Source organism: Deinococcus sp. YIM 134068 (genome assembly GCF_036543075.1).
Classification (GTDB): Bacteria; Deinococcota; Deinococci; order Deinococcales; family Deinococcaceae; genus Deinococcus; species Deinococcus lichenicola.
In genome coordinates this window covers 29,803-46,864 of record NZ_JAZHPF010000006.1, presented here as the reverse complement: position 1 = coordinate 46,864, position 17,062 = coordinate 29,803, and the positions used below count along the sequence as shown (strand labels likewise).

Annotated in this window: 18 protein-coding genes; all 18 read left to right on the top strand. The window is 67.4% G+C overall.

What is annotated here, in order from left to right:
- The first annotated feature begins 164 nt into the window (after positions 1–164).
- Positions 165–1,505: a replication initiator protein A gene (locus tag V3W47_RS08205; RefSeq protein WP_331824713.1), complete on the top strand. Its 1,341-nt coding sequence runs from the start codon at positions 165–167 to the stop codon at positions 1,503–1,505.
- A 647-nt stretch (positions 1,506–2,152) separates the two neighbouring features.
- Complete coding sequence (locus V3W47_RS08200; protein ID WP_331824712.1) at positions 2,153–3,769, top strand: ISL3 family transposase; 1,617 nt, start codon at positions 2,153–2,155, stop codon at positions 3,767–3,769.
- Positions 3,770–4,021: 252 nt separating this feature from the next.
- Entirely contained in the window at positions 4,022–6,502 is a 2,481-nt protein-coding gene (locus V3W47_RS08195) for a heavy metal translocating P-type ATPase (protein WP_331824711.1), read from the top strand.
- A gap of 3 nt (positions 6,503–6,505) precedes the next feature.
- The gene (locus tag V3W47_RS08190; protein WP_331824710.1) at positions 6,506–6,757 is read left to right on the top strand and encodes a thioredoxin domain-containing protein; all 252 of its coding nucleotides are present in this window, start codon (positions 6,506–6,508) and stop codon (positions 6,755–6,757) included.
- A gap of 55 nt (positions 6,758–6,812) precedes the next feature.
- The gene (locus V3W47_RS08185) at positions 6,813–7,340 is read left to right on the top strand and encodes a signal peptidase II (protein ID WP_331824709.1); all 528 of its coding nucleotides are present in this window, start codon (positions 6,813–6,815) and stop codon (positions 7,338–7,340) included.
- Positions 7,337–7,834, top strand: a complete 498-nt coding sequence (locus V3W47_RS08180) for a thioredoxin-like domain-containing protein (RefSeq protein ID WP_331824708.1) — start codon at positions 7,337–7,339, stop codon at positions 7,832–7,834. Before V3W47_RS08185 ends, V3W47_RS08180 begins: the two co-directional genes overlap by 4 nt.
- Positions 7,804–8,439, top strand: a complete 636-nt coding sequence (locus tag V3W47_RS08175) for a DUF305 domain-containing protein (protein WP_331824707.1) — start codon at positions 7,804–7,806, stop codon at positions 8,437–8,439. The genes V3W47_RS08180 and V3W47_RS08175 overlap by 31 nt, the downstream gene beginning before the upstream one ends.
- Entirely contained in the window at positions 8,432–9,319 is an 888-nt protein-coding gene (locus V3W47_RS08170; protein ID WP_331824706.1) for a cation diffusion facilitator family transporter, read from the top strand. Before V3W47_RS08175 ends, V3W47_RS08170 begins: the two co-directional genes overlap by 8 nt.
- Complete coding sequence (locus V3W47_RS08165; protein WP_331824705.1) at positions 9,316–9,966, top strand: SCO family protein; 651 nt, start codon at positions 9,316–9,318, stop codon at positions 9,964–9,966. Before V3W47_RS08170 ends, V3W47_RS08165 begins: the two co-directional genes overlap by 4 nt.
- 35 nt (positions 9,967–10,001) lie before the next feature.
- Complete coding sequence (locus tag V3W47_RS08160) at positions 10,002–10,364, top strand: ArsR/SmtB family transcription factor (RefSeq protein ID WP_331824704.1); 363 nt, start codon at positions 10,002–10,004, stop codon at positions 10,362–10,364.
- Between the two features lie 79 nt (positions 10,365–10,443).
- Positions 10,444–12,033, top strand: coding sequence for an apolipoprotein N-acyltransferase (lnt, locus tag V3W47_RS08155; protein WP_331824703.1), 1,590 nt, complete (start codon positions 10,444–10,446; stop codon positions 12,031–12,033).
- Positions 12,034–12,524: 491 nt separating this feature from the next.
- Complete coding sequence (locus V3W47_RS08150; protein ID WP_331824702.1) at positions 12,525–12,812, top strand: hypothetical protein; 288 nt, start codon at positions 12,525–12,527, stop codon at positions 12,810–12,812.
- 489 nt (positions 12,813–13,301) lie between these two features.
- Positions 13,302–13,622 (top strand): ArsR/SmtB family transcription factor, encoded by a 321-nt coding sequence (locus tag V3W47_RS08145; protein WP_331824701.1) that lies wholly within the window; start codon positions 13,302–13,304, stop codon positions 13,620–13,622.
- Between the two features lie 4 nt (positions 13,623–13,626).
- A complete protein-coding gene (locus V3W47_RS08140; RefSeq protein ID WP_331824700.1) occupies positions 13,627–14,088 on the top strand; it encodes an arsenate reductase ArsC in 462 nt (153 codons plus the stop codon).
- A gap of 1 nt (position 14,089) precedes the next feature.
- Positions 14,090–14,776 carry an MIP/aquaporin family protein gene (locus V3W47_RS08135; protein WP_331824699.1) on the top strand — a complete coding sequence of 229 codons (687 nt, stop codon included), beginning with the start codon at positions 14,090–14,092 and terminating at the stop codon, positions 14,774–14,776.
- Positions 14,773–15,231 carry an arsenate reductase ArsC gene (locus tag V3W47_RS08130; RefSeq protein ID WP_331824698.1) on the top strand — a complete coding sequence of 153 codons (459 nt, stop codon included), beginning with the start codon at positions 14,773–14,775 and terminating at the stop codon, positions 15,229–15,231. The genes V3W47_RS08135 and V3W47_RS08130 overlap by 4 nt, the downstream gene beginning before the upstream one ends.
- Positions 15,228–15,947 (top strand): metallophosphoesterase family protein, encoded by a 720-nt coding sequence (locus V3W47_RS08125; protein WP_331824697.1) that lies wholly within the window; start codon positions 15,228–15,230, stop codon positions 15,945–15,947. The genes V3W47_RS08130 and V3W47_RS08125 overlap by 4 nt, the downstream gene beginning before the upstream one ends.
- A 13-nt stretch (positions 15,948–15,960) precedes the next feature.
- Positions 15,961–17,034 (top strand): ArsO family NAD(P)H-dependent flavin-containing monooxygenase, encoded by a 1,074-nt coding sequence (locus tag V3W47_RS08120; RefSeq protein ID WP_331824696.1) that lies wholly within the window; start codon positions 15,961–15,963, stop codon positions 17,032–17,034.
- Positions 17,035–17,062: the final 28 nt, after the last annotated feature.

Genomic DNA, 17,062 nt, shown 5'->3' with positions numbered 1-17,062 from the left:
CCTTCCGCTGGGGGACCATTTACAAGCCGGTCCGCGGCCTCTGTCATTGATGCCGAACCGCTGGGGCCTCGACAGGTGGACGCCTTAAGATGCCCCGGAAACCGAAGAATGAACCGGAAGAAACCAGCGCCCCTGTACAAGGAGGACATGGAGAGCCGCTAGCCGTGTTCAGAGGACGCGACGAGGTCAATCTCGCGCAACTCGCGCTGATCAGCGTGCAGTCGCGGGTTCCGGAGACCTTTACGGGCTGGGCAAGGTCCTATGAGCACAACGGAATGCCGGTGGAGGTGACCTGCCGGACGCTCCGGGGCCACGTGGTTCCCCATGGCCTCGACAACGACTTCGTGGTCACCATCATCAATCTGTTTTACGAGGCGGGCTGTCCGGTCGACGACACGGTCAGGGTGTCGGCTTATCGCCTATTGAAGACTGCGGGATTCCCGGACACCTCCCGGTACTACGCCGAACTTTGGGCCTCCCTTGACCGGCTGAAGTCGGCTCAGTACGTGATCAGCCGCGGCTGGTACTCGAAAAAGAAGATGCGGTACACCGACGAAACCTTCCAGTACCTGGAGAAGGTGACCCTGACCCGCGGAAACGAACTGGACAGCCGCAGCCAGTTGGAGATCCGCCTTCCCCGCGAGATCGCTCTGAGCATCCGTGACGGCTATCTTAAGCCACTCGACTTGGACGTCTACCACAACCTGTCGACGCCGACGATTCGGGCCATCTACCGGGTGCTGGACGGGTTGCGCTGGAGTGAGGGACAGTATGTCGAGCGGGTGCAGATGAACGTCATGGAATGGGCGGCTCGCCTCAACATCGTCAGCGACATTCCGGCAAGGATCTTGCGGCTCCTAGAGCCAGCCACGGAGGAGTTCAAGCGGATCGGCTACGTGGACGAGGTCCTGACTGAGGGCAAGCGCAAGGAACAGCAGATCACTTACGTGTTTCCAGGGTTGACCGATCAGTTGAACGTCACCCTCTTACAGGAGCTGATAGACCGGGGCATGTATCCGGGTGTGGCGGCAAGGCACCTTATTGATCACCCAGAAGAACGCGCTGTTCAGGACGCCATCGCGCGCTTTGACGCCTATCCGGGCAAAAAGGGGAATCCAGGGGCCTTGATGCGTGACCTGCTGCTTCACCCAGAAAAGTACGCGGGGGTCGAACAAAAGTTAGAGGGTGGCGGGCGCAGAAGCAAAGCCAGCGAGCGCCCCAAGCCAGCACCGGTGCTTGCCCAGAGCGTTCCGGAGGACGACGCGCTGGCCTTGCCGGAGGACCCCGACGAACGGGTGAGGGTCGCCGAGCAGCGGCTGTCCCTGTTCCGGGTGTGGCCGCTGCTCACAGGTGAAGACCGGGACAACTTGGAGCACGCCGTTCGGACCGGGACAGTCGCTTTGCCCGTCCTATTCGCACTGCTCTTGCGGACGGTGGGTGAGAACAAGGCCGACATCGCCGACAAGGTGCGGTCACTCGTGCTCCAGGCCGAGGAAGATGAGTAACGGCCGCTAGCCACCCTCCACCTCTTTTCCTTCGCCCGTACAGTTCGGCAACTTTGACCCGTACAGTTTGGCAAGAACAGGCTTCGAGACCCGTACACTTTGGCAAGTTCATGACCCGTACAGTTTGGCAAGAAACCGCCATCTGCGTCCTGAACACATTCTTTCCCTTTTAGGCGTTCAAAGGCAAGGGGCCTACGGAACCCGTACAGTTTGGCAAGAAGGACCCGTACAGTTTGGCAGAAACGCCTCGGAAAACCCGTACAGTTTGGCAAGAAGGACCGGGAAAGCCCGTACAGTTTGGCAAAAACCACGCGAGTCAATCCTGCTTTTTGCACTCCTAGACGGCAAATTTCAGCTTGACCAATCTGAGCTATGATGATGATGATCTTTTATTATTACTTAAATACTAAAAATCATCATTCAGGGGTCTTCGCGTCAAGTTGACGCAGAAATGGACACATGCCGCCGTGGCAAGTTGAGGTGAGTGACCGCGCTGCGACCATCAAGCTGTGGATTGGTGCTGCCCATACTGACCCTGGGGAAGCCAGGGATCACTCGTTCTACCCTTGCGTATGCTGGCCAATCCGGCACCCGCTGGGTCTCCCGCAGCTTGCGTGCAGCGAGGTCGGGCGAGTTGAAACTGGGGCATGGACCTCCCGTTGTTTCCCGAGACCTGGCAGGTGCTCGACTCGCAGGTGGAGGGCGCACGGCTGATCCTGCTGGTGCAGGATCAGCGTTCTGCTGCGGCCTGTCCCGCTTGTCAGCAGCACAGCTCCCACGTTCACAGCCGCTACGTCCGGCATCCCCATGACACCGCGCTGGGCCAGCATGGCGTGACCCTCCTGGTCCGGACCCGGCGGTTCCGTTGCCGGAACCCGAGCTGCCCCCACACGACCTTCGCGGAGACCTGGCCGGGCTGGCTGGAACCCCGCGCACAGCGCACCTGTCGCCTCGCACAGAAGCAGGGCCGTGTGGCCCTCAGTCTGGGAGGAGAGGCTGGACACCGGCTCCTGGCCCACCTCGGCGAACCCACCAGTGCCGATACTCTCCTGCGGTTGATTCGCCGCGTGCCCCTCCTCCCCGCCGAGACCCCGATGGTGCTGGGTGTGGACGACTTCGCCCTGCGACGACGAAAAACGTACGGGACGCTCCTGATTGACCTGGAACGCCATCAGGTCGTGGACCTGCTCCCGGACCGCCAGGGCGTCGCCCTGGCCACCTGGCTAAGAGCACACCCGGGGGTGAAGATCATCTGCCGCGACCGAGCGGGGGAATATGCCCGTGGGGCGGCTTCCGGCGCGCCGGAAGCCCAACAGATCGCGGACCGCTTCCATCTGATCGGCAATGTTCGGGACGCGGTTGAGGCCTGGTTGCGGCCACAGCGTGCCCACCTCACCGCCCCGCCAGACAAGACGCAGGGTGAAGTGGTGAGCGGATCGCTCCAACCCTTCTCTACAGAACGCCCCTCGACCACCCGGGGACGCCTCGAACGGACGGTGACCAAGCGGCGACACCGACAGGCCCGGTATGAACAGGCTGTCACGTTGCGGGAAAAAGGCCAGAGCTACAGAGCCATCGCCCGTCAGGTGGGGGTGGCCCGCAGTACGGTGACCGAATGGCTCCAGTACGAGGGGAAGCTGACTCGGAACACCCCACCCAGCGGCATCACACCCTACGCGGCGTACATCCGTAGCCGGCTGGCCCAACCGGAGTGGACCGTGACCCAGCTTTTCCACGAAGTGGTGGAGCAAGGGTACCGGGGCGCGTTCAGTGGGATCTCTTCTTACGTGGCGTGGCTTAGAGAAGGGCATGAACCACCGTCCATCGCCGATCAGCAGGGGGTGGACCTACCCCGGGAGAAGCGGCTGGGCCCTGTTCAAGTGGCCTGGTGGTTCACGATGCGACCGGACCAACGCTCAGAGACGGAGGCCCGCCGGTTGCAGGCGGTGTTGAATCGGGTCCCACGGGGGCAGGAGATTTACCAGTTGGTGCAGGACGTGCTGGGGTGGTTGAGGGAAGCGCCGAGGTCAGGAGCGCAGCTCCTGACCTCGTGGATCAAGAAGGCCCAGGACACCGGATTGCCCGACATCCAACGTCTGGCACGCAGCTTCCAGAACGACTTCGCCGCCATTTGTAGCGCCATCGAGTCTCCCTGGAGCAACGGTCAGACCGAGGGGCAGGTGAACCGGCTCAAGATGATCAAGCGTCAGATGTTCGGCCGGGCTAAATTCGACCTGCTTCGGCAGCGCGTCCTGCTCGCCTGACCCGGCTGCACGCAAGCTGCGGGAGACCCGCCCCCCGCCGGATTACGCCAGCGTACGCAACCCTCGGGAAAACCTCCATGGAGGTGACCACGTGAACGGCTGAACCAACTCTGCTGCCGAACGACTGCGCCGTGAGTGGCCCGCCTGCCCGGGTCTGCCCCTCCCCCCGGTCTCCCCGGCAGCCTGACAGCCCACGCGAGGTTCCTCTGCTTCGTGTTAACGTGTGAGCATCCATTCAGGTATAGTGAGGGCATGACCTCCCCAGACCGGAGCACGCCGCGCTCCCACCTCGAATACTTCGTGGACGGGATGGACTGCGCGAGCTGCGTCCAGAACGTCGAACGCATGATCGAACGCCTGCCTGGCGCAGGCGGCGTGAAAACCAGCTTCAACCGGCAGACCCTCGAACTGGACCTCGACGAGGCCCAGACGCCCCGGACGAGGCTGGAGGAGAACCTCAAGGCCCTGGGGTACACGCCCAGCCCCCTGGGGCAGGCGGCCGCTCCCCCTGCGCCCGCCCCAGCCCAGCTCGACTATTTTGTGGACGGGATGGACTGCGCGACCTGCGTGCAAAAGGTCGAACGGATGGTCGCCACCTTGCCGGGGACCGGGAACGTCAAGACCAGCTTCAACAAACAGACCCTGGTCCTCTCGCTCGACGAGGGGCAAACGCCCCGGGCCACCCTGGAGCGCAACCTCCAGGCCCTCGGATACACGCCCGCGCTGCTCGGCGGGGCGGCCGGAGTTGCCCCTGCCCAGGGCAGCGACTCTGCGGACGACGGGCGGGGCAACCCTGAGGGTCACGGCCATGTTCACGAGACCCCAAAGCCCGGTCAGCTCTGGTACGCGACCGGGCAGGGCAAGCTCGTTGTGACCTCCGGCGTGCTGCTCGTCCTGGCCTGGCTGCTGAGCTTCACTCTCCCTCAGTTCGCCACCTGGGGCTTTATCGCTGCGACGCTGCTGGGGGTGTGGCCACTGGCGAAGAAGGCGGTGGCCAGCGCGCGCTTCGGGGACCCCTTCAGCATCAACATGCTGGTGAGCCTGGCGGCCATCGGGGCCGTCCTGATCGGGGAGGCGGCGGAGGGGGCAGTCGTCGTGTTCTTCTTCGCGGTCGGGGAACTGCTGGAGGGCATCGCCGCCGGACGTGCCCGCGCGGGCATCCAGGCATTGGCGGCTCTGGCCCCCAAAACCGCCCTGCTGGTCGAGGGTGGAGGAACCCGCGAGGTTCCTGCTGAGTCCCTCGCGGTTGGGCAGACGGTCCAGGTCAACCCCGGGGCGCGGGTGCCCGCCGACGGCACCATCCTCACCGGCACCTCCAACCTCGACGACAGCCCCGTCACCGGCGAAAGCGTGCCGGTTGTGAAAAGCGCCGGGAACACGGTGTACGCGGGCAGCATCAACACCGACGGCGTGCTCACCGTGCGGGTGGACAAGGCCGCCAGCGACAACACCATCGCCCGGATCATCCACATGGTCGAGGAGGCCGAGGGCAGCAAGGCCCCCACGGCCCGCTTTATCGACCGCTTCAGCCGGTATTACACCCCTGGCGTGGTCGCGGTGTCCGCCCTGGTGGCGCTGGTTCCGCCGCTGCTGTTCGGGGCCGAATGGTCCCCCTGGCTTTACAAGGGCATCGCGCTGCTCCTGATCGGCTGCCCCTGCGCCCTGGTCCTGAGTGTTCCGGCCGCGATCACCAGCGGCATCAGCGCCGGAACCCGCCGGGGGCTGCTGATCAAGGGGGGCGCGGCCCTCGAGAGCATCGGCAGTGTCAAGACCATCGCGTTTGACAAGACCGGAACGCTGACCGCAGGAAAACCCCGCGTGACGGACGTGGTGGGCCAGGACCGCAACGAGGTGCTGCGCCTCGCCGCCGCGGTGGAGTCGGGCAGCAGCCACCCGCTGGCGAAGGCCATCACGGACGCCGCGAGGCAGGCGAACCTGACCCTGCCCGCTGCCGAGAACGCCCAGGCCATCCCTGGCAAGGCCGTCACCGCCACCGTCGAGGGCCGCGCCCTCAGTGTCAGCTCTCCCCGGCACGCGGCCACCCTGACGACGCTCTCCACGGAGTTGGACGCCAGCATCAAGGCCTTCGAGGAACAGGGCCGCACCGCCGTCGTGCTGCTGGACGGCCAGGTGCCCCTCGGCGTCATCGCCATCCGGGACGAGCCGCGCGCCGATGCCTGGGAGGCGGTCGCTCAGCTCCATGCGCTCGGCGTGAACACGGTGATGCTCACGGGAGACAACGCCCGCACGGGCCAGGCGATCGCCGGCGACCTGGGGATGGATGTGCAGGCGGAACTGCTGCCGGAGGACAAGCTCCGGGTCATCGCGGACCTGAAGGCGCAGGGCGGCGTGGCCATGGTCGGCGACGGGATCAACGACGCGCCCGCCCTGGCCCAGAGCGACGTGGGCATCGCGATGGGCGGCGGGACCGACGTGGCGCTGGAGACGGCGGACGCGGCCCTGCTGGGCGAGCGCGTGACGGGCGTGGTGGACCTCGTGCGGCTTTCGCGGGCGACGATGGGAAATATCAAGGTCAACATCGCCTTCGCGTTGGGGCTCAAAGCGATCTTTCTGGTCACCACCCTGCTGGGCTACACCAACCTGTGGATGGCGATCCTGGCCGACACGGGCGCGACCGCCCTGGTGACGGCCAACGCCCTGCGGCTGCTGCGCTGGAAGGGCAGCGCTGCCCCCCGCGCGGTCACGCCCATTCCCACCCCCAGCCGAGCCTGAGTTGTGGCAGAGATTCCCCTTTACACCGTCCCGAACGGCGCGAACGGTCAGGCTCTCCAGCGGCTCCTGACCCACCCCGGTGCCCCCTTCACGCAAAAGGAGGGGCGGGGTGATCCGGAGCTCCTGGCCGAGATGCAGGCCAGAGCAGATGTGCGCATGGCCCCCGTGACCGTGGCCGGCGCTCAAGCCTTTTTTGGTCCTTTCGACGAGCAGCGCCCCTGGATTCTCGCCGCGCTGCAAACGGAGGCTCCTTGAACTCCCGCCTCCTGACCCCGCTGCTCCCCAGCGTGTATTTCTCCAGGGAGGCCGGGTGAGACCACGTCTCGGGCTGCTGGTGGCCGTGCTGGGTCTGCTGCTGATTGAGGGTCTGCTCAAAGCCTGGGCTCTGCAGCACCTGACGCCCGGCGTGGACCGCCCTCTGCTGCCTGGCCTGCTGCACCTGGGGTTCACGCTCAATCCCGGGATGGCCTGGGGGATGCTCGGGGCATTCACGGCTCCCCTGGCCATCCTGCGCCTCACGGTCGGCCTGGTACTTGTGGCCGCCCTGCTCTCCGGCCGAGTGCTTCATGGCCGCCGGTGGCCGCTGGCGCTCATTGCGGCCGGTGCCCTCGGCAATGCTGTGGACGGCCTGGCACGGGGGGCGGTCATCGACTACCTCACCTCACCGGTGCTGGACGCCGTCTCCAGGGCGCTCGGTGGGGGTCGTTTCCCTATCTTCAACCTGTCGGACGTGCTGGTGTGCACCGGCACCGTCTGGCTGCTGCACGCCTGGCAGGCCGATCGCCACGCCGGACATTCGGCCTCTGCCCCGCGTGCTACCTCCAAGGAGAACCCATGAGACGACTGATCCTGCTGACCCTGCCCGTCCTGCTCGCCGCCTGCACCCAGGGCGGTGACCTCCAGGGTGTCAAGACCTTCCAGAACGAGGGCGGTGCCCACCAGCCGGGCCGCATCGCCTACGAACAGACGCCCCCAGCCGGCGGCGCCCACAATCCATCCTGGCAGAACTGCGGGGTGTACGACCGGCCCCTCTACGACGAGTACGCGGTTCACAGCCTGGAGCACGGCGCGGTCTGGCTCACTTACAAACAGGGCCTGCCCACCAGCGAGGTACTGCAACTCAAGGAGGTGGTGGCCGGGCGTCCGTACACGCTGCTCTCCCCGCACGAGACCCAGACCGCGCCCCTGATCCTGACCGCCTGGAACGCGCAGCTGGAAGTGCAGGACGTGAATGACGCGCGCGTCAAGACGTTCCTTCAGAAGTACGAGCAGGGCGGGGAAGCCCCGGAGATCGGTGCCTCGTGCAGCGGCGCGTACAACGGCACGGTCTGAACCGCGTGTCGGCGGGAGCCAGCCTCGCCGCCGCGGCCCTGCTGGGGGGGGCGCTGGCCGCCCTCTGGCCCGACACGCCGGGTGAGGCCAGCGCGGAGGTCAGCTTCGCCCGCGACATGAGTGCGCACCATGCTCAGGCCGTCGACATGAGCGTCACCCTGTTCCAGCGGGCGGCGGATCCGGCCGTCAAGCTGCTCGCCCAGGACATCCTGCTCACACAGCAGGCCCAGATCGGACAGATGAGCGGCTGGCTGATGGCCTGGGGGCGGCCCCTGGCGGGCCGGGAGGCCCCCATGGCGGGCATGGACCGTCAGGCGATGGGAATGGCTTCCGAGCAGGCAGAACAGGAATTGACCTCCCTGGCGGTGAACGAAGCCGAGACCCGCTACCTCACCTTGATGCGCCGTCACCACCAGGGAGGTGTGGGCATGGCGAAGTCGGCCCTGAACACCGTCAAGCGGCCGGAGGTGCGCGCCTTCGCGCAGCGGGTGGTGACGGCGCAGGCATCGGAGATCGGGGCCATCGACGCCCTGCTGGTGGAGCGTGGCAGCCAGAAACCTTCGCCCACACCCGAGCCGGAGATGGACGGGATGCACCATGAGTGAGCACGGCCACAGCCACGGCGGAAACGCGAACACTCGGCAGTTGAGCATTGCCCTGGCGCTGACCGGCAGCTTTCTGGTCGTCGAGGTCATCTACGGCGTCCTCTCCGGAAGCCTCGCGCTGCTCTCGGACGCGGGGCACATGCTCACGGACGTGATGGCGCTGGCCCTCTCGCTGTTCGCCATCCGCATCGGACAGCGGGCCGCCGACCGCAAGCGCACCTTCGGGTACCGCCGCGCGGAGATCCTGGCCGCCGCCGTGAATGCCGGGGCGCTCTTTGCCATCGGCCTGTACATTCTGGTCGAGGCCTACGGGCGGTTGCGCGAGCCCGTCGACGTGCAGACCACGCCCATGCTGATCGTGGCGGTCCTGGGCCTGCTGGTGAACGTGATCAGTGCCCGCATCTTGGTCGGGGGCAGCCAGAGTAGCCTGAACATGAAGTCCGCTTACCTGGAAGTTATGGGTGACCTGCTGGGCTCGGTGGCGGTCATCGCCGGGGCCCTGATCATCCGCTTCACGGGCCTGACCTGGGTGGACCCGGTCCTGGGCGCGTTGATTGGACTGTGGGTGCTGCCCCGCACCTGGACGCTGCTGAAAGCCAGCGTGAACGTGCTGATGGAGGGCGTGCCGGAGGGGGTCGACCTGGACGCCCTGCGCGCGGAGCTGACCGCGCTGCCGGGCGTGACGGAGGTGCACGACCTGCACGTCTGGAGCGTGACCAGCGGGGAGCACACCCTCACCGCGCATCTGGTGGCGGCACCCGGAGGCGGCTTGCTTGCCCGAGTTCATGAGGTCGCTGCGAGGTACGGCCTCGAACACAGCACCGTGCAACTTGAACCGCCCGGGACCCATGCCGGGCAGGAAGGACACCTGCATCCATGACTGACGTTTCCCTGACCACCTCCCCGCCCGCGCGTCGCGCCGTCTGGACCTCCGTGCTGTGGGCGCTCCTGGCGGTCGGCCTGGTCCTGGGCGGGGCGTGGGCCTACGCCCGAATGAAAAGCCCGTACCCCTTCTACGGAACGGTGTTCAATGTGGAAACCACTTCACCTGGATTGACCGGCACCGGGGAGGACGGCCAGCCGTTCGCCCTGAGTGACCTGCGGGGGCAGACGGTGGCCGTGTTTTTCGGCTTCCTGCAGTGTCCGAACATCTGTCCGACCACTATGGCTGCTTTGGAGCAAGTCCGGCAGACGCTTCCAGAAAAAGATCGGACAAATTTCCGCACGGTGCTGGTCACGCTCGACCCCGCCCGGGACAAGGTTGACAAGCTCCGTGAGTACGTCACCTATTTCAGCCCGTCGGCCAAAGGCGTCTTTATCCCGGAACCTGCCCTGGCCGACACGGCGGCCGCCTGGGGCGTGGGCTACCAGAAAGCGGAGGTGAAGGACGCGGCGACCTACCAGGTCGATCACACCACCGGGGTGTACCTGGTGGACCGCGAGGGGCGGCGACGGGTGGTCTGGGACTATACCCAGCTCACGCAGGTAAAGCGGGTGGCGGCGGACGTGCGGGAGGTGATGCGGTGACGGTCAGGGACGCCCCGCTGCGCTATGGTCAGGACATGAGAACCGCTTCTCAAGATGACGTGTGCGAGATTCCCTGCGTCCACCCTGAGGCGGTCGCCCGTGTGCGCGCGGCCTTGCCTGACGTGGGGGTTGTGGAGGACGCCACCGTGCTCCTCAAGGTCATCGCGGATCCGACCCGCTTCCGCATCCTCACGGCCCTGAACGTGGAGGAGCTGTGCGTGTGTGACCTGGCGGCGGTGGTTGGCATCAGCGAGAGCGCGGTGAGCCACCAGTTGCGCCTGCTGCGGGCGCACCGGCTGGTGACGTTCCGCAAGGAGGGGCGCATCGCGTACTACCGCCTGCTCGACCAGCACATCAATGGGTTGATCGGCAGCGCGGTAGACCACGTGCGCGAATGAGGTCTGCCCGGGGCCGCGCTTGCCGGGCAGACCAGGACGTCAGCCCTGACCCGCGGCCTCGGGGGCGCTCCAGAGGCCCATGACCCGTGGACGCAGCGCGCCTGACCGAGCAGTGCTGGAGCCCCTTCCCGCAGGGGGAGGCCCACCCCATCCGCGACCGGCTGGAAGGGGTCCTCCAGCCAGAGGTGCCTGGCAGCGAAGTCCTGTTCCGCGCCGGGCCGCTGTCCTGCTGTGCCTGCTGGCCGGTGTGGGGCTGGCCTTCACGTTTCCGCCCTCGCCGCTGGGCTGGCTCGCTCCTTTGCCCCTGGCCTGGCTGTTCCGGGCCGCGTCGAAGCGTCCGCCGGGCCAGGCCTTCGCTCTGACGTTCGCCTTCGCCGCTGGCTTTTTCGGGGCGCTGCTGCTGTGGCTGCCGGGCAGCCTGACCCCCCTGTTCGGGCCCGGTGTGGGGGCGTTGTACCCGGCTCTGGTGGGGGTGGTGGCCTTCATGTGGGCCGGCACGGTGGCCCTCACCCGCCTGGTGATGGGTCCGGCCACCCTCTGGGCCCTGCCGTTCGCCTGGGTGCTGCTGGACACCGCGCGGGGCCTGGGGCCCTTCGGGTTTACCTGGGGCAGTCTGGGGTACGCCTTCGCGTCCACCCCGCTCGTCCAGCTCGCCGACCTGGGCGGCCTCTCGCTGGTGGGGCTGCTCGTGACGCTCACGGCGGCGGCCCTGGCGGACCGGCGCCCGCGCGTCCTGCTGGGCGTGGCGGCGCTGCTGCTTCTGGGCGCCCTGTACGGCCTCACCCGGCCGCCGGACGCGCCGGGCACCGAGCGGGCCCTGCTGGTGCAGGGCAACGTCGATCCACGGGCCAAGGTCCAGGGACGCACGGCGGATGAGCTCGGGCGCTACCTGGACCTGACGCGGGCGGGCCTGGCGGCGGACCCGGCGCGGCTGGTGGTGTGGCCCGAGACGGCCGCCCCCGCCGCGCCCACCTCCCCGGAGATGGCCCGCGCGCTGACGGCCCTGAACGTGCCGCTGCTGCTGGGCGCTCCCACCCAGCAGGGCGGGTACCGCAACAGCGTGTACGCCTTTGGGGGGGGTGAGGTCCGCGGGCGGCAGGACAAGGTGCGGCTGGTGCCGTTCGGGGAGTACTTCCCGGGCCGCTTGCAGCTTGACGGTGCCTACCGGACGGTGTTCCGCGCGCTGGGGCTGCCCGCCCTGACCGGGACCGTTCCTGGCCGCCACCTGAGCCCGCTGCCGGTCGGCCAGGTCTTGGTCGGGGCGCTGATCTGTTACGAGTCGACCTTCCCGGCCTTCGCCCGCGCCCAGGTGCGGCGCGGCGCGCGGGTCCTGGCCGTGGTGTCGAACGACGCCTGGTTCGGGCCGTCGGTGGGCGCCGAGCAGCACTTCCAGATGGGGCGCGTGCGGGCCATCGAGACCCGGCGCTGGGTGCTGCGGGCGGGCAACGACGGGGTGACGGCGGCGGTTGCGCCCTCCGGGCGGGTCACGGCCCAGCTGCCGCGGGCGGTCGCGGGGGCGTTGCCGGTCTCCTTCGCGCAGATCACGGCTGTCACGCTGTATGTCCGCTGGGGGGAGTGGGTGACGGCGCTGAGTGCGCTGGTGCTGCTCGGGCTGTGGCTGAGGAAACGGGGAAAGCGTTTTCGGGTCTCCAGGTCAACGTACGGATGAAGGGCCCGGCTGAACGTGTGGAAGAGACGGTGTTCCCCGCGATCATCCACCGCATCGGGAGCATGAGCACAAGGAGCCTCGCCCAACCAGACGAACTCTCGAAGGCCGTGAAAGAGGCCCTGCCTGTGTACCTCTCCTGGCCGTGTAGCCGCTGGAAGATCACAAAGATGTGCTCGGAACAAGGCGTCCGCCATTGATCGCTGTACCGGAAGTGGAGGGTTGGGGAAGGTCGTACCCCAGCCTTCCCCTGAGGTGGCTGACGATCTCCCATTCCCCTGTCGTCCATGACCCCCGAGTCCGCGGTTCGCTTCGCCTTGGCGCGCAAGCTGATCGCGGACTGTCCCCCGCACATCGGTCAGTAGGTGGCGGTCACCGGCTCTGCGTCGCCCGGTGTCGCTGACTCCTTCTCCGCCTTGGAACTCAACTTCTGGGTGGACGAGGTGCCGCCCCCGGGGGAGCTTCAAGCCTGGTTGCGCTCCCGGGGAGTCCAGGTGGAGGCCCTGGTGGACGCGCTGGACGACGGCTCGCTGTGGCTGCGGGGCTGGTCGGGCGGTCTGCCCATTGAGGCAGGCTGGCAGCCCTTGGCCGTGATCGAGGCCGACCTCCACGGGCTCCTCGCCGCCGACCCGGCGTACCTGCCCCGCCTGGTGATGGCCTGGACCGTGCGACACGCCCTTCCTCTGGTGTCCGGGGGGCAACTGGGCCACTGGCAGGCAGCGCTCACGCCCTACCCGGAGGCGCTGCGGCAACGCCTGGTGGGGGCGGAACTGGCGCGCTAGGCGACGCCGCACGGCTGACCGGAAGCCCCATCGCCAACCGCTGGCCGCTCGCTGTGCGGGGCGAGCGGCTGGCCCTCAACGCCTTTTGGGAAGTGAGGTTGGGCTGGTGCTGCGCGTGCTGTTTGCCCTCAACCGCGTGTGGAACCGGGGATGAAGTGGGCAGGCTGGCCGTGCAGCCCCCAGGTCCTGGGGGAGCACCTCACGGACGTACTGACCACTCCCGACGCGCTGGTGGCGGTGCGGGGGTCTCTGGAGCTGGTGGAGGATACCGTCGCGCTGCTGGCTCCCGACTTCGAGGTGGGCGAGGCGCTTGACGCAGGTGCGCGGAGCCCGGGACCTGGGCGTGTTGAGGTGGCCACCGACCGACAGGAGAGATGTTCCGCATCGCAAGTGAAACACGGCCCGTCGAGCCTCCCCTGAGGTGTGCTGGCTGAACGCCATGATCCAAACAGAAGAATCCGTCTGACCACGAACCCATACAATGAACCGATGACGACCCTGGCCGTTCCAACCGTCCTCGATCAGATCAAGGCCCTGGCCCATGAAATCCGGTATGACCTGATCCGGCACCTGGCCCACGGTGAACGTTGCGTCTGCGATCTAGAAGCCCTTCTGGAATTCCCTCAGTCCAAGGTTTCCTACCACCTCGGCATCCTCAAAGAGGCTGATCTCGTCCGCGCCGAGCAGCGGGGCAAGAACATGTATTACACCCTGCGGCGGGATCAACTCTTCCACCTGGGTGGGGGATTACTCACTGAGATTTTTGCAGACGTCTCCCCCTTGACGCATCAAACTGAATCGATATGCTGAGGGCGTGACCCGCGTCCTGATCCTCTGCACCCATAATTCCGCTCGTTCGCAGATGGCCGAGGCCCTGACCCGTGCCGCTGCACAGCGGGCCGGGCTCGACCTGGACGTTTACTCAGCAGGTACAGAAGCGACCCGAGTCAAGTATGACGCGCAGACCGTGATGGCAGAGATCGGCTTGAGCCTCGATCGGCACACCAGCAAGACCTTGTGGGACGTGCCGGACCCGCAGAACTTCGACTACGTGATTACCGTTTGCGACTCAGCCGCCGAAGCCTGCCCGGTGTATCCGGGGAAGACGCACCGCCTGCATTACCCCTTCACCGATCCCAGCGGAGGAAGCCTCGACCGCTGGCGCTCCGTGCGTGACCAGCTCCGGGATCAGTTCGAGGCCTTCGTGCAGGCCCTGAAAGACGGGGAGCCGGTGCCTCCCAGTTACGAAGACAGTCCCGCCGTGCCGGGCGCCTGACGTGACCGTTCCCCTGTCCCGTGCCCTGGCCGCCGAAGGCCTCGGCACCTTCGCGCTGGTGTTCTTCGGTCCCGGGGCCGCTGTGGTGCAGGCTCAGACCGGAGCCCTCGGACACCTGGGCGTGGCCGCCGTATTTGGCCTGACCGTCACTGCCGTGATCGCTGCGCTGGCACCCATCAGTGGGGCGCACATCAATCCGGCGGCGACCTTTGCCCTGACGCTGGCCGGAAAGTTCCCCAGGGAGCGGGTGCCGCCCTACGTCGCGGCGCAACTCTTGGGCGCCGTCCTCGCGGCGTTCGTGCTGCTGGCGCTGTTCGGCCCCGGGGGGAGCGTGGGGGCCACCGTACCTGCGGGGAGTGTCGCTCAGGCGTTCGTGCTTGAACTGGTGCTGACCTTCTTTCTGCTGCTCGTCGCCCTGCGCTCGGGGCTGCCCTGGGTGGTGGGTGGCGTGGTGGCCCTAGAAGCGGCAATGGGCGGCCCCATCACCGGGGCGAGCATGAATCCGGCGCGCTCCTTTGGTCCTGCCCTGGCAAGTGGTATCTGGACGGCCCACTGGCTGTACTGGGTGGCCCCACTGCTGGGCGCTGCCCTAGCCGTCGCCACCAATCACTTCCTGAGTCCCACTGAGCCTGTCGAAACCCATCCCCGCCGTGCCCAGGAATTCCAGCCCGAAGGAGAGCCGACATGACCCAGCCAGGCGCCAACCAGTCCGCTCAGCCCACCACCCGGGTGCCCAGCGTCCTGTTCATCTGCACCGGCAACACGGCCCGTTCCCAAATGGCTCAGGTGCTGCTCGAACACCACGCTGGGGACCGTTTCAAGGTCACCTCAGCGGGACTGGAGCCGGGCGAGATCAATCCCCTGACCGTGCGGGTGCTGGAAGAACAGGGGCTGCCCAGCGACCGCCTTCAGGCCAAGGGCGTGCGCCCGCTCCTTGGAGAGCACTTCACCTACGTCGTGACGGTCTGTGACCGAGCAGAGGCCAACTGTCCGATCTTCCCCCACGCCTCCTACCGGCTCGCCTGGGCCTTCGACGACCCCGCTGCCGCTCAGGGCAGCGAGGAGGAGCGGCTGAACGTCTTCCGCCAGGTACGGGGCGAGATCGACGCTCGTCTTCAGGGCTGGCTGGTCACCGGCCGATGAGGGTCGCGGTCTTCGGGGATGTTCACGGCAACCGTTTCGCGCTGGAGGCCGTTGTGCAGGACATGGAGCGGCACGCGCCAGACGCTTGGGTGAACCTCGGGGATCAGGTCTTCGGCGGGGCGGACCCAGCCGGGGTCTGGCAGCTCCAGCAGGACCTGAAAGCCCGGCATGAGGTGCTGGAGGTCCGGGGCAACACCGACGAGCGTCTGGGTCAACCGCTGACCGAGACCACCGAGAAGCGGGAGATGCTGGCCTGGCTGCATGGTGTGTTGCCGGAAGGCACCGGGACCTACGTGGCTGGCCTGCCCACGTCCGTCACCCTGATGAGCGGCGAGGTGTTGGCCGCCCACGGCAGCCCGGACAGCGCGTGGACGTATCTGTTGCTCGACGGCAAGGCCTGGGCGAGCGACGACCTCGTGCAGGAACGGCTGGGCGACACGGGGGCGGCGCGCGTGGTCGTGGTCGGACACTCGCACCAGGAACACCTGCGCCAGCTTGGGCCGCTGACGGTCGTGAACGTCGGCGCGGTGAGCCGACAGAAGGATGGTTCTCCCCTCGCCCGCTGGGTGCTGCTCGAAAGGGAGCAGGGTGCCTGGAGCGTGACCTTCCGCCGGGTGCCCTATGACGTGGAGGCCGCCGCCCGGTGGGCCGAGCAATACGCTCACAAGGGCGCCCAGGAGGCCGCCCACCTCCGACAGGGCAAGGCGAGCAAGTGACCGGAGGCCGGGGGTGAGGCGCGAGGCGCTGGACGTGGTGGTGATCGGCGCTGGGCAGGCGGGCCTCGCCGTGGCCCGGGAGCTGAGACGCACTTCCCTCTCGTTCACGGTGCTCGACGCCCAGGAGGGTCCGGGCGGCGCATGGCGCCAGGCCTGGGACTCGCTGCGACTCTTCTCGCCCGCCCGCTGGTCGTCTCTCCCCGGCTTCCTGATGCCGGGAGGCGAGACGGGCGCCCCGTCCCGTGACGAGGTGATCGCCTACCTCACCGAGTACGAGCGCCGCTACGCCCTGCCGGTGGAGCGTCCGGTGCGTGTTCACGCAGTCTGGGCTGACGGTGAGGCCTTGCGCCTGGAGACCAGCGCCGGGCCGTACACGGCCCGCTTCGTGGTCAGCGCGACCGGAAGCTGGGACGCGCCCTTCATCCCCGAGGTGCCGGGACGCGAGCTGTTTCAGGGTCGGCAGCTCCACTCCGCGCACTATCACACCCCCGTGGAGTTCGCCGGGCAGCGCGTTGTGATCGTCGGGGGCGGAAACTCCGGCGCGCAGCTCGTGGCCGAGGTGTCGAGGGTGGCGACCGTGACCTGGGCGACTCTGACGCCGCCCCGCTTCCTGCCCGACGACGTAGACGGGCGGGTGCTGTTCGACGCCGCCACCCAGCGTTACCGGGCACAACAGGCGGGCGTGCCCTTCGAGGCCCCCTCCCTGGGTGACATCGTGGTGGTGCCCAGCGTGCGGGAGGCGAGGGAGCGGGGCGTCCTGCACGCCCAGTCCATGTTCGTGGCGATAACAGAACGCGGCGTGGTGTGGCAAGGCGGGCAGGAGGAGGCCTTCGACGCGGTGATCTGGTGTACCGGCTTTCGGCCTGCCCTGCGGCACCTCGCACCGCTCGGGGTGCTGGAAGAGGACGGTCGTGTTCAGGTGAAGGGCAGCCGGGCCGTGAAGGAGTCTCGGCTGTGGCTGGTGGGGTATGGGAACTGGACGGGCTTCGCGTCCGCCACCCTGATCGGCGTCGGCCGCTCGGCCCGCGCCACCGTACAGGAGATCGTGGGGGAGCAGACGCACCTCGACCCCCTTGAAACCCATTGACATTTCTCTATGCGTCGCGCATAGTTCA

Coding starts and splice junctions, on each gene's coding strand:
- V3W47_RS08125 (WP_331824697.1), top strand. CDS start 15,228: ATGAGGGTCGCGGTCTTCGGGGATGTTCACGGCAACCGTTTCGCGCTG.
- V3W47_RS08170 (WP_331824706.1), top strand. CDS start 8,432: ATGAGTGAGCACGGCCACAGCCACGGCGGAAACGCGAACACTCGGCAG.
- V3W47_RS08130 (WP_331824698.1), top strand. CDS start 14,773: ATGACCCAGCCAGGCGCCAACCAGTCCGCTCAGCCCACCACCCGGGTG.
- V3W47_RS08145 (WP_331824701.1), top strand. CDS start 13,302: ATGACGACCCTGGCCGTTCCAACCGTCCTCGATCAGATCAAGGCCCTG.
- V3W47_RS08200 (WP_331824712.1), top strand. CDS start 2,153: ATGGACCTCCCGTTGTTTCCCGAGACCTGGCAGGTGCTCGACTCGCAG.
- lnt (WP_331824703.1), top strand. CDS start 10,444: ATGACCCGTGGACGCAGCGCGCCTGACCGAGCAGTGCTGGAGCCCCTT.
- V3W47_RS08165 (WP_331824705.1), top strand. CDS start 9,316: ATGACTGACGTTTCCCTGACCACCTCCCCGCCCGCGCGTCGCGCCGTC.
- V3W47_RS08160 (WP_331824704.1), top strand. CDS start 10,002: ATGAGAACCGCTTCTCAAGATGACGTGTGCGAGATTCCCTGCGTCCAC.
- V3W47_RS08180 (WP_331824708.1), top strand. CDS start 7,337: ATGAGACGACTGATCCTGCTGACCCTGCCCGTCCTGCTCGCCGCCTGC.
- V3W47_RS08195 (WP_331824711.1), top strand. CDS start 4,022: ATGACCTCCCCAGACCGGAGCACGCCGCGCTCCCACCTCGAATACTTC.